Source organism: Nocardia sp. NPDC051321 (assembly GCF_044455225.1).
In the GTDB taxonomy this organism is placed as follows: Bacteria; Actinomycetota; Actinomycetes; order Mycobacteriales; family Mycobacteriaceae; genus Nocardia.
Genome location: NZ_JBITEM010000003.1, coordinates 141,689 through 152,153, shown reverse-complemented (window position 1 = coordinate 152,153; position 10,465 = coordinate 141,689). Strand labels below are relative to the sequence as shown.

Here is a 10,465-nt window from a genome sequence, read left to right as displayed (position 1 = left end):
CCGGCCAGCACCGCGCGAGCGAATCCTGGACCTACCGGTCGGATTCTAGGGTGGACCTGCGCCGATGGTCTTACGACATGCCAGGGCGCGGCACTAATTCGCCAACCAGCAATCATCGGGCCAAACTGCATCCGCGTCGACTCCGCGGCTGAATTCCGTTCCCGAGTTACTGTCGGGGAATGAGTTCGCAGCCGCTTGCCTTGCCCTCAGCCGACTGGTCCGACTGGCTTGCCGAGTATGTGTTCAGCAGGCTGGCGGCTGTTTCGGCGACGTTGGACCGGCTCAAAGACGGCGGCCGCCGCGGCAGCGCTGAAGTGCTCGGGTTGTGGAACGACGCGGATATCGCGCTGCGTGGTGCCGCCTCGGCGGCCTCACTATTCGTCGAAGTCCACCCTGATGCCGATGTGCGTGGGCGCGGTGAGGAATTGGTTCAGCAGGTGGATCGGGTCAGGACCGAGCGCGACCTCGATCGCGCGCTCTACGACGTGGTCGCGGCCACCGACTCGGCCGGTATGGACGAGCTGGCGCTGCGGATGCGCGACCACGTGCTGCGCGACTTCCGGCGCAGCGGTGTGGACCGCGACGATCAGACGCGGGCTCGGCTGCGCGAGATCTCCGAGCGACTCACCGTGCTCGAACAGGATTTCGCCCGGGCCATCCGGGATGACGTACGCGCGATTCGGGTCGCCGCCGAACAGCTCGATGGTCTGCCCGCCGACTTCGTCGCGGCACATCCGCCCGGCGAGGACGGGTTGATCGCGGTTACCACCGACTATCCGGACTTCCGCCCGTTCCGGGCCTACGCCCGCGACGCCGCGGCGCGGCGCGAGCTCACGGTCGAGTTCGAGAGCCGCGGTTGGCCCGCCAATGACGCTGTCCTGCATGAGATGTTCGACCTTCCGGACGAGAAGGCCAGGCTCGTCGGCTACGACAGCTGGCCCGATTACGACGCGGCGGTGAAGATGGTCGGTACCGGTGACGCCATCGCCGAGTTCATCGAGCGAATCGCGGCCGCCGCGGCCGACGCGGGTCGGCGCGACCTGGACGTGGTCCTCGCGCGGCGACGCGAGGACGAGCCCGCAGGCACTGTGGACCGCTCCGACATCAGTTACTACACCGAGTTGATTCGGCGCGAACAGTTCGATGTCGATTCCAGGGAAGTCCGTCGGTACTTCGATTTCACGCGGGTGCGGGCCGGTCTGCTCGAGGTCACCGGGCGGCTGTTCGGCCTGGAGTATCGACAGGTCGACGTGCCGCGCTGGCATGAGGATGTCGCGGTCTACGACGTGTATGCCGAAGATGAACGGCGCGGCCGTATCTATCTCGACCTGCATCCGCGCGAGGGTAAATACAAGCATGCGGCGCAATTCGATCTCGTCTGCGGGGTCACCGATCGGCTACTGCCCGAGGGCGTGCTGGTGTGCAACTTCTCGCGCGGGCTGATGGAACACCAAGATGTCGTCACGCTGTTCCACGAATTCGGGCACCTGATCCATCACGTGCTCGGCGGGCGGCAGCAATGGGCCCGGTTCTCCGGCGTGGCCACCGAGTGGGACTTCGTCGAGGCGCCGTCGCAAATGCTCGAAGAATGGGCATGGGACGCAACGATTCTCGGCACCTTCGCCATCGACGAGACCGGCACGGCCATCCCGGCTGAGCTGGTGGCACGGATGCGGGCGGCGAAAGACTTCGGCAAGGGAATGGGGGTGCAGACCCAGGTCGGCTACGCAGCGGTGTCGTATCTGCTGCACCGCGACCGGCCGGCCGACCACACCGCCGCGGTCTCGGAAGTCGTGGAACGCTATGGCGTGCTCCCCGCGTTGCCAGGCACCCATTTCCAGGCGTCGTTCGGACATCTCGCGGGCTACACCTCCGCGTACTACACCTATCTATGGAGTCTGGTCATCGCGAAGGATCTGTTCTCGGCTTTCAATGCCGATGACCTGTTCGATCCGTCGGTCGCGCGCCGGTACCGCGACCTGATCCTCGCCCCCGGCGGCGCACGCGACGCAGCCGATTTGGTCGCCGACTTCCTCGGCCGTCCCTTTACCTTCGACGCCTTCGCGGCGTGGCTGGATCGCGCGCCGGTGCCGCAGTCGGCTCCATAAGTCCGGTCAGCCGAGGAGTCGGGTCGCTACTTCGCCGAGGCCGTCGGCGATCGCCTTGCGCTGGGCGGGGGTTAGTACGTCGATCAGGAGGTCGCGTACCAGGGCGACGTGGCCGGGGGCCGCGGCTTCGAGTTTGCGGAGTCCGGCGGGGGTGAGGGTGGCGACGATGCCGCGGGGGTCGTCGGGGGCAGGACTGCGGCGGACGAAGCCGGCCTTGGCGAGCTGGTCGATCTGGTAGGTGAGGCCGCTCTTCGAGGTGAAGAGCGCGGCGGAGAGTTCGGTCATCCGGAGTTCGGTGCCGGGGGCCCTGGCCAGTCGCACGAGCACCTCGTACTGGGTGTGGGACAGGTGCGCGTCGTCCTTGAGTTGCTGTTCGATGCGACGGTTCAGTAGCGCGGTCGCGGCAAGGAACGCTTCCCAGGCGCGCATCTCTTCGTCGTCAAGCCAGCGCCGCTCGGCCATCCGCCCACCCTCTCGAGGTTGTTCAAATTCAAACAATAACCTACCATCGTCGTAGATGTTCAAATTTGAACTACTTGGCAGGGGTTGAGCGCGATGCGGATGCCCGTTGTCTTCCCACCGAAAGGAACACCAGATGAGTTACACCGCAACAACTTCGCGCACCGAATCCACCTCTGCTCCGATCGAGACGACAGGACATGCGGCCACCCCGCATGCCTATGACGCCGGACTGCTCCTGCTGCGCATCGCGGTCGGGCTGACCATGGCCGCGCACGGTGCGCAGAAGCTGTTCGGCGCGTTCGGTGGTGGCGGCCTGGACGGGACCGGGAAGTTCTTCACCAGCAAGGGATATCCGGCCGGTGAGGCGATGGCGCTGGTCGCCGGGTTGACCGAAACCTTCGGCGGACTCGCGCTCGTGATCGGACTGCTGACGCCGCTTGCGGGTGCTGCGGTGGTCGGCACCATGCTCAACGCGCTCGCGGTGAAGGGCACCGGAGCCTTCTTCGCGCCCAAGGGCATCGAGTACGAACTGATCCTCACCGCGGCCGCCGCGACCATCGCCCTGACCGGGCCCGGCCGCTATGCCGTCGACCGCTTCGTGCCCGTACTGCGCGCACACCGTCTGGTGTACGGCCTCGCCGCCCTCGTGCTCGCACTGCTCGCTGCCGGTGCGGTTTTGGTGGTGCGCAACTGAGCCACCTGGGCAAACAGGTGAATTTCCCCCAGTCGGGGGAGGCATAAGTCCAACTCCCGGGCGACGTGGACGGCTACGGAAACTCCGTAGCGTCGAAGGCCCTTGGCAGGTTCGATTCCCCGCGTTTTAAGCGGTATCGCCCTGTCCATCAGCGTCGTTCGCCAGGAGGATTGTGTGTTTTCCGCCGTCGTGTCGGCTTTTCGGGCCCCGGATCTACGGCGGAAGATTCTCTGCACCTTGGGCTTGCTGGCGCTGTATCGGCTTGGCGCGACCCTGCCGTCGCCCGGCGTCGATTTCCGAGCGGTGCGCGCCTGTATCGCGATCGTCTCCGGCGGTGAATCCGCGGGGATCTACAAGCTGATCAACCTGTTCTCCGGCGGTGCGATGCTGCACCTTTCGGTATTCGCCATCGGGATCACGCCCTACATCACGGCGGGCATCATCATTCAACTGCTGACTGTGGTGATCCCTCGGTTCGAGGAACTGCGCAAGGAGGGCCAGACCGGCCAGACGAAGATCACCCAATACACCCGCTATCTGACGCTGGCACTTGCGGTGCTGCAGGCATCGACATTGGTCGCACTCGCCGCGCGGGGACAGTTGTTGCGCGGGTGTCCCGAGAGCATCCTGTCCGACACCTCGCTGTTCGGGATGATCATCATCGTGCTGGTGCTGACGGCGGGCGCGGCGCTGGTCATGTGGTTCGGTGAGTTGATTACCGAGCGCGGCATCGGCAACGGTATGTCGCTGCTGATCTTCACCGGTATCGCGGCGCAGATTCCGAGTCAGGGCAAGTCGATTCTGGACAGCAAGGGCGGGTTGCTGTTCGCTGCCGTGTGCGTCGCGGTGTTCTTGCTGATCATCGGCGTGATCTTCGTCGAGCAAGGCCAGCGCCGGATTCCGGTGCAGTACGCCAAGCGGGTGGTCGGCCGGAAGATGTATGGGGGTTCATCGACGTATCTGCCGCTCAAGGTTAATCAGGCCGGTGTCATCCCGGTGATCTTCGCGTCGTCGCTGCTGTACCTGCCGCAGTTGCTCGCGCAGCTGACGCAGCACGGCTCGGGCCCGCAGTCCAAGTGGCAGGAGCTGATTCAGAAGTACCTGGTCGATCCGGGCAGCCCGGTATACGTCGCGATCTATTTCACGATGATCGTGTTCTTCACCTACTTCTATGTCGCGGTCACCTTCAACCCGCAGGAACGCGCGGACGAGATGCGCAAGTTCGGCGGTTTTCTGCCGGGCTACCGGCCCGGTAAGCCGACCGCGGACTATCTGAATTTCGTGCTCAGCCGAATAACCCTGCCCGGCGCCGTCTACCTTGGTGCGGTGGCCGTGCTGCCGAACCTGTTGCTCGGCATCGGTGGCTCGGGTTCGGTGCCGAGTCTTGCGTTCGGTGGCACCTCCGCGCTTATCGTGGTGAGCGTCGGGCTGGATACGATCAAACAGCTCGAGAGTCAACTGATGACCAAGAACTACGAAGGGTTCCTGCGCTGAACATCCGGCCGGAAGGTGCGTCGACCCACCCACTGCGCCGGGTGGCGTCCTCATTTGTCCTAGCCATCACCGCGGCGACGCTGTCGGTGACCGGCGTGCCCACCGCCTCGGCGGCCGCAGGCGGCGCGGTCGACACGCATCAGCCGGTCGATCGCGACCGGCACATCGATATAGTGCGGGTCGAGACCGAGTCCACTTCGCGCGCAACGATTTCGGTCTTGCTCGCCGACAATCACGCGGTATTCCGGACGGGTCTGTGGGCGGCGATCAGCGCTGAGCCGGACATCGAATGCGTCGCGGAAGTCGACCACGGCCTCGCCGCCATCCGGGAGATCGAGCGGTTGCGGCCCGATGTCGCGCTCCTCGATCTCGATATGCCGGGTCTGGACGGACCGGCGGCCATCGACGCGGTGTCGGCGCTCGGTGGGGCCACTCGTATTCTTACGCTCACCACCTCCGACTCCGATGAAAACCTCTACCGCGCACTGTGTCTCGGCGCCTCCGGATTCCTCGTCAAAACGCTGCCGTCCACCGGCCTGGTCTCGGCCATCCGGATGGCGGCCCGCGGCGACGCGCTGATCGATCCGAACCTGACCCGTCGCCTGGTCACCCGGCTGACCACCGGGATCGAACCATTCCCCAGCGCGCCGGAGGTCGAGACCCTCACCGCGCGTGAGCATCAGGTGCTGCTGCTCATCGCGAAGGCGTATACGAACCCGGAGATCGCCGACGCGCTCGGCGTCGGCGAACAGACCGTGAAGACGCATGTCTCGAATGTGCTGGCCAAGTTGGGTGTTCGCGATCGGGTGCACGCGGCCGTCTACGCGCACACCCGTCGCATCGTCGCGCGGGAGGCGCTTTCCGCACCGGATGCGTTCCCGCAGTGCACCATTTACGGTGCGCCGGGAATGATCGGCGGGACGTAGTCGAACGTCAACCCGAGCAACCACACCAGCAGCAGCACCACCGGTAGGTGGAAGATGAACTGCAGGAACGTGAATCCGACGAGATCGCGCGCCCGTAGTTTGAGTACGGCCAGCAGCGGCAGCATGAAGAACGGATTGATGAGGGTGGGCAGCGCCTCGGCGACGTTGTAGATCTGCACCGTCCAGCCGAGGTTCATGTGCACGTCGGTCGCCGACTGCATCACGTAAGGCGCTTCGACCAGCCACTTTCCGCCGCCGGACGGGACGAAGATGCCGAGCACCACGGTGTAGATGGCGATCACGACGGCGAAGCTGCCGCCGCCACCGATGCTGGTGAAGAACTCCGCGAGGTGCTGCGAAACGGTAAATCCGCCACGGCCTTTCGCCTTGGTGAGGATCGCGGCCATGGCGGCGTACAGCGGGAACTGGACGAGAATGCCTGCCGTGGCGGGCACGGCGAGGGTGACCGCTTGCAGGAACCGGCGCGGCGTGCCCTGCAGTACCAGGCCGAGGACCAGGAAGACGAGCAGGTAGCTGTTCAGGCTGCTGACCACGGTGAGTACGGACTTGTCGAGCAGCTGGAAGAGCAACCAGGCCAACGTCAGCAGCCCGGCCAGGATCGGCAGGATGTGGCTGTATTCGAGCCATTCACCGGGCCGGGAGCGCGGCGTCACCTCCTCGGGCTGGTCGTCCAGGTCGACTTCCAGCAGCTCGGCGGTCTTGATGGCCTCGCCCTTCGGTGCCGAGAGATGCGCGATAAGCACGGTCAGCGCCATCAGGATGATGCACATGAGCAGCGACTGCCAGGTGAAGATGGTGCTCCCGAAGTCGAGCACGCCGGTGATCTTCAGCAGGGCGGGCGGCAGCGAACTGGCGGTGGCCTGTAGCTGCGCGGCCGAGGACGAAAGGCCAAGTGCCCATACGCCACCCAATCCCATGAAGGCCGCCGCGCCGAGTGCGCGATAGTCCACCCGCAGGTCGGTGCGCCGCGCGATCGCCCGGCAGAGCAGTCCGCCGAAGACCAAGCTCAGGCCCCAATTCAGGAACGAAATCGACATGGAAAGCAGCGCAACGAAACTCACCGCGCCCGCCGCGGATCGCGGCATGACGGCGAGCCGGTCGATCAGCCGGGCGACCGGTGGCGAGGTGGCGACGACATAGCCGGTGAGCACCACCATCGTCATCTGCAGGGTGAACGCGGTCAGATCCCAGAAGCCGTCACCGAACGCGGTGGCCACCGCCTTCGGTGACGAACCGTTGACGAACGCGGCAAGGGCGACAATGAATACGCCCGCCAAGGCGAAGACATACGCGTCCGGGAACCATTTCTCCGTCCACCGTGCGAGCGACTGCGCGATCCGCGCTAGTCCCGTTTCGGAGCCGGCTTCTTCAATCGTGGACGTCATGGAGTTGTTCCTCTACTTTCCCAACGCTGCCCGCACGCGTGTGACGCACCGCACACGGGTTCGGTTGGTCAGTATTGGTGTCCACCTGTGCGCAGACAAGGGGGAATTGCGCAGGTGTCATCTGCGAAAGTGCAGAAAGCGCCGATGGTCTGGGCGATCGATGAGCATCGATGCCCAAATTTCCGATCACCAAGCGTCAGCGAGGCCGGTTGCCTCGTGCGGTCGAGTTGCCGGATTGCCCGGGGGAGTACGGGATAGAGTCGCTCGCGAAGGAGGTCGGTCGATGCGGCGCGGTCGAAGCGGGGTCAGTAGGCGGGCGGTGCTGTGGGCGGCGGCCGGGGTGGGAGTGGGTGTGGCCGCGACTCCGATGGTGGCGTCCGCGCAGGCGCAGGCGGAGAGTGCGCGGCGGGCTGGGCTTGCGGAGCAGGCGATTTCGGTGCGGCATCTGCGGCCGGTGTGGGGCTTGCCGGGGACGTTGCTCGGTGTCACGGCTTGGCCGCCGTCGCCCTTGGAAGAGGTCTTCGAAGAGTGGAACTATTGGTTTCAGGCGCATCTGGTGGACTGCGCGGTCGACGCCGCGCTGCGCGCTCCCGCGGCTGAGCGCAGGGATCGAGTTGCCGCGATCGTGCGCGGTATTCGTGCGCGCAACCTCACCGGCTGGACGAATCAGTACTACGACGACATGGCCTGGCTGCTGTTGGCTCTCGAACGGGCCGATCGGACGCTCGGTGTCGAATTCGCCGACGGCATCCATGATCTGCGGGCGGCGCTGGACGAGGGCTGGGATCCGGCGGTCGGTGCGATGCGGTGGCGGGTCGGCTCGGAGTACTACAACTCGTGCACCAATGCGTCGACCGGCATCGCATTGGCCAGGCTCGGTGACCTCTCGCGTGCCACTCAGCTCGCCGATTTCCTCGATACCCGGTTGCGCGCGAACAACTCTGGCCTGATCGTCGACGGTGTCCATGAGCCTGGCTCCCAAGTCGAGCCTGCCGTTTATACCTATAACCAGGGCGCGACCATCGGGCTGGAAACCGAATTGGCAACGCGCACAGGGGCATCCGAGCAGCGCCGTAGGGCGACCGCGCTGATCGCCGCGACCGGTACCGGGATGACCAAGAACGGCGTGATAGTCGGCGCCGGTGGCGGCGACGGCGGGCTCTTCATGGGCGTCCTTGCCCGTTACCTGGCGCTGGCCGCGATCACGTTGGGCGACACCACCGCCGCGCGCATCGTGCACGCCTCCGCTCAGTCGGCCTGGGCGCACCGCGCCGACATGAACGGCCTCCCACTGTTCGGCGCGGACTGGTCCGAGCAGGCCAGCGTGCCCGATCAGCCGGAAAATCCGCTGCACCTGTCGAACGGCAGAACGGCCGCCTCGGCGAACCCGGCGCGCGATCTGTCCGTCCAACTGAGCGGCTGGATGCTGCTCGAAGCCGACCACCAGCTCACCGCCGCCGGACTGTAGCGACACCACCTGCCCGTAGGGTCGGGCCGGTGGAATTGCGTCAACTCCGGTACTTCGTCACCGTCGCCGAGGAACTGCACTTCGGGCGGGCCGCCGAGCGGCTGCACATCGTGCAATCGGCGGTCAGCCAGCAGGTTCGTCAGCTGGAACGGGAACTCGGCGTCGAACTGTTCGATCGTTCGCCGCGGCGGGTCGTGCTGACCGAGGCGGGCGCGCAATTCCTGCCCAGTGCGCGCGACGCGTTGGCCGCGGCCGCGCGCGCGAAGGCCTCGATCACCGGGTTCGTCGCCGGCGCGACGCTGCGGCTTGGCACCAGCACCGGTCTGGGCGATCATCTGGACCGCATCATGGAGCGGCTGGCGCCGCAGGTGCGGGTCGAGACCGTGTCCGCGTCCACCCGCGCGCGCGTCGAACAGGTCCTAGAGGGGCGACTCGACGCCGCGTTCGTCCGCGGTACGGTCGACCATCCGGGACTGCGCCGCATCCCGGTGTGGGAGGACCCGCTGCTCGTCGCGATCTCGGCGCGGCACCCGCTGGCCGACGCACCGGAACTCGCGTTGGCCGAGCTGGCGCCCTACCCGCTGCGACTCACCGAACGTCGCGTCAACGCGCCGCTGGTCGACCTCGTCGTCGACGCCTGTCACGAGGCCGGATTCGAGCCGGTGCCGGGACCGGTCAGTTCCGCGCTCGCCGACACCCTGGCGATGATCGGCTCGGACACCAGCTGGACCGTCGTCTACGCCGCGCACGCACGACAGCTGCGCAGCACCAGGGTGGTGTTCAGTTCGCTTGCCGCGCCGGGACTTTCGCTGGACACCGCGCTCATCGTGCGCAACGCCGCGCCGCCACCCGCACTGGAGATCCTGCTCGCCGCCTGCCAATTCGACGATCACGATCGGTGATCGCTGCGTGCGCGAACCGGCTCTTGGTCAAGCAGGCGATATGCAGCAGATTTGTCGGTAGGCCCGCTCGATCCGAGCGGACACGGAGAAAGGAAAACCGATGCCGAACGTCATCGTCCAGCAGCTGCCCAAGACCGACGAAGCCAAGCGCGAGCTGGTCCGCCGGATCACCGACGCGTTCGTCGACGCCTACAAGTCGCCCGCCGAGTCGGTGCACGTCTGGATCGAGGAATACCCGGCCGATGGTTACGCGGTCGGCGGAAAGTTCATTGCCGACAAGTAGTCGGCCGGCGCGACTGGACCCCGCCGGAACTCGGCGGGGTCGGTCGCCACGAACTGCGTAGGGCGGCACCGTGATCGGCAGCCCGCGGGTTACCGGCTCGCCTGCTTACCCGGCAACAGCAGCACATTCAGTAAGGTGGCCGCCGCGGCCATCAGCAGTGCCGCGTCGAAGTAATGAAACGCCATCGCGCCGAGATAGCTCGGCCCGCCCCAGGCGTTCACGGTGAAATTCGGGTCGAGGCCGCCGAGGACCTGCATGCCGATACGGAACGGGCTGTACACGAGCAGGGCGATCGGCAGGATGCTGAGCAGCAGCCGCAAGAGAGCGGTCGGGTGGGTCAGGATCGACCGCAGCGTGCGCATCAGCCGATGCGCCGCGGTGGTGCTGACGGGAGCGAGTAGCAGCAGGAGGAACGAGTCGATGCCGCGCCGACGCAGTACGACGGTGATGAGGGCGGCCGCCAGCACGAACAGCAGGATGTGTGGCAGCAGAGCGGCTGTCCCTTCGACGTGCGTCTCGTGTTCCGGGGACCGGTTCAGGTAGCTCACGCCACCGGACACGATGCCCAGCGTGAGGGACACGGTGGCGATGGCGAGCAGCGGGCGCGACAGCCACGACCGGATGTCCTCGGAGCGAGCGCTGACTGATCTGGTGCCGTATGTGTTCATGCCGCAACTGTCGTCCGCTGACCTGGGCGTTGTCGTCATCCCGTGGCCACGAGA

10 protein-coding genes are annotated in these 10,465 nt (G+C 66.1%); 7 read left to right on the top strand and 3 right to left on the bottom strand.

What is annotated here, in order from left to right; translation table 11 throughout:
* The first annotated feature begins 179 nt into the window (after positions 1-179).
* On the top strand, positions 180-2,108 hold the full coding sequence (locus ACIA8C_RS07865; RefSeq protein ID WP_397132114.1) for a M3 family metallopeptidase: 1,929 nt from the start codon (positions 180-182) through the stop codon (positions 2,106-2,108).
* A 6-nt stretch (positions 2,109-2,114) separates the two neighbouring features.
* On the opposite strand, the gene ACIA8C_RS07860 is transcribed toward ACIA8C_RS07865, so the two are convergent.
* Positions 2,115-2,570 carry a MarR family winged helix-turn-helix transcriptional regulator gene (locus tag ACIA8C_RS07860; RefSeq protein WP_397132112.1) on the bottom strand — a complete coding sequence of 152 codons (456 nt, stop codon included), beginning with the start codon at positions 2,568-2,570 and terminating at the stop codon, positions 2,115-2,117.
* A gap of 133 nt (positions 2,571-2,703) precedes the next feature.
* Between ACIA8C_RS07860 and ACIA8C_RS07855 the strand changes: the two genes are divergently transcribed.
* The 3 genes from ACIA8C_RS07855 to ACIA8C_RS07845 all read left to right on the top strand — a co-directional run bounded on the left by ACIA8C_RS07855 (position 2,704) and on the right by ACIA8C_RS07845 (position 5,684).
* Positions 2,704-3,264: a DoxX family protein gene (locus tag ACIA8C_RS07855; RefSeq protein ID WP_397132110.1), complete on the top strand. Its 561-nt coding sequence runs from the start codon at positions 2,704-2,706 to the stop codon at positions 3,262-3,264.
* A 174-nt stretch (positions 3,265-3,438) separates the two neighbouring features.
* Positions 3,439-4,758 (top strand): preprotein translocase subunit SecY, encoded by a 1,320-nt coding sequence (secY, locus tag ACIA8C_RS07850; RefSeq protein ID WP_397132108.1) that lies wholly within the window; start codon positions 3,439-3,441, stop codon positions 4,756-4,758.
* Between the two features lie 41 nt (positions 4,759-4,799).
* Positions 4,800-5,684 (top strand): response regulator, encoded by an 885-nt coding sequence (locus ACIA8C_RS07845; RefSeq protein ID WP_397132106.1) that lies wholly within the window; start codon positions 4,800-4,802, stop codon positions 5,682-5,684.
* On the opposite strand, the gene ACIA8C_RS07840 is transcribed toward ACIA8C_RS07845, so the two are convergent.
* On the bottom strand, positions 5,651-7,090 hold the full coding sequence (locus ACIA8C_RS07840) for a short-chain fatty acid transporter (RefSeq protein ID WP_397132104.1): 1,440 nt from the start codon (positions 7,088-7,090) through the stop codon (positions 5,651-5,653). The two genes, ACIA8C_RS07845 and ACIA8C_RS07840, sit on opposite strands and share 34 nt — an antisense overlap.
* A 283-nt stretch (positions 7,091-7,373) precedes the next feature.
* On the opposite strand from ACIA8C_RS07840, the gene ACIA8C_RS07835 reads away from it, so the two are divergent.
* The 3 genes from ACIA8C_RS07835 (at position 7,374) to ACIA8C_RS07825 (ending at position 9,743) form a co-directional block, all read left to right on the top strand.
* Positions 7,374-8,558 carry a glycoside hydrolase family 76 protein gene (locus ACIA8C_RS07835; RefSeq protein ID WP_397132102.1) on the top strand — a complete coding sequence of 395 codons (1,185 nt, stop codon included), beginning with the start codon at positions 7,374-7,376 and terminating at the stop codon, positions 8,556-8,558.
* 29 nt (positions 8,559-8,587) lie between these two features.
* Positions 8,588-9,460: a LysR family transcriptional regulator gene (locus ACIA8C_RS07830; protein WP_397132100.1), complete on the top strand. Its 873-nt coding sequence runs from the start codon at positions 8,588-8,590 to the stop codon at positions 9,458-9,460.
* Positions 9,461-9,560: 100 nt separating this feature from the next.
* Positions 9,561-9,743: a 2-hydroxymuconate tautomerase family protein gene (locus tag ACIA8C_RS07825; RefSeq protein WP_040738949.1), complete on the top strand. Its 183-nt coding sequence runs from the start codon at positions 9,561-9,563 to the stop codon at positions 9,741-9,743.
* Between the two features lie 89 nt (positions 9,744-9,832).
* On the opposite strand, the gene ACIA8C_RS07820 is transcribed toward ACIA8C_RS07825, so the two are convergent.
* Positions 9,833-10,411: a hypothetical protein gene (locus ACIA8C_RS07820; RefSeq protein WP_397132098.1), complete on the bottom strand. Its 579-nt coding sequence runs from the start codon at positions 10,409-10,411 to the stop codon at positions 9,833-9,835.
* Positions 10,412-10,465: the final 54 nt, after the last annotated feature.